General features: G+C 35.0%; 1 protein-coding gene. It reads right to left on the bottom strand.

What is annotated here, in order from left to right:
- Window positions 1-124: 124 nt before the first annotated feature.
- Window positions 125-989 (bottom strand): gliding motility-associated C-terminal domain-containing protein (locus GFJ99_RS13265; protein ID WP_153209530.1); only part of this gene is annotated, 865 nt, incomplete at its 5' end.

The raw sequence follows: 989 nt of genomic DNA, 5'->3' as shown, positions 1-989 counted from the left end.
GCCGGATTCATTACACTCATATTATACATGTATTGTGTGTAATGGGGATCTTGTTGTGCAAAAGCAACTATACCAATAAATAAAATAACAACTTGAATAATTCTATCTTTCATCTTACTTGCTTTTAATTTAATCTGTTTAAATAAACCCATCCTGTTTTAACTGTTCCGTTTATAAATGTTAGTACATAATAATAGGTTGCTGATGGCAATTCATCTCCAGAATCTGTAGTTCCATCCCATTGGTTAGTATAATTATTCTGACTATAAACCTCCATACCATAGCGATTAAAAATCTGAGCTTTTTCAATATTTAAATTTGAAAGATCCCATGTGTCATTATCACCATCATTATTTGGCGAAATACCTTTTGGAATCATACAAAATGCATCGTCAATAGTCACAAAATCACTCACCGAACATCCGTTTAAACTAACTCTAACTTCATAAGTATCTGGATTTGTAATCGAAATTGTTGGCGTACTACCTAAAGAAACCAGAGAACTATTAAACCATTCATATGTAGCAACACCCGATTCTACAATTGCACTTAATTCATAACTAATTCCATTACATCCATGAGTGATTGATACGATTGGAGACTCTAATTGAGCTGCATTACTGAAACTAACCGATGATAAAGAAGTACATCCGCCATTTGTAGCTGTAACTGTATAAATTGTTCCAACGGTCATACCTGATATTACTCCTGTTGCACCTACAGATGGACCTGCTGGGGAGAATGTGTAGGTATTTGATACATCGTAATTCGATATGGTTGAACTTCCTGCTGATAAACAACTAGCTGCTACTGAAGTAATAGTTGGTACTACAGGTGTTGATAATTGTGCTGCAATACTAAAACTTAATGAAGCTAATGATGTACATCCTCCGTTGGTTGCAGTTACTGTATAACTTGTTCCGATGGTCATAACTGAAATTACTCCTCCTGCTCCAACTATTGGACCTGCTGGAGTAAATGTGTAAGTA

Origin of the sequence: Flavobacterium sp. LMO6 (assembly GCF_009495795.1) — a bacterium.
Lineage (GTDB): Bacteria > Bacteroidota > Bacteroidia > Flavobacteriales > Flavobacteriaceae > Flavobacterium.
Note: the sequence above shows the minus strand (reverse complement) of the source record. Positions and strands in the feature narration are given on the sequence as shown.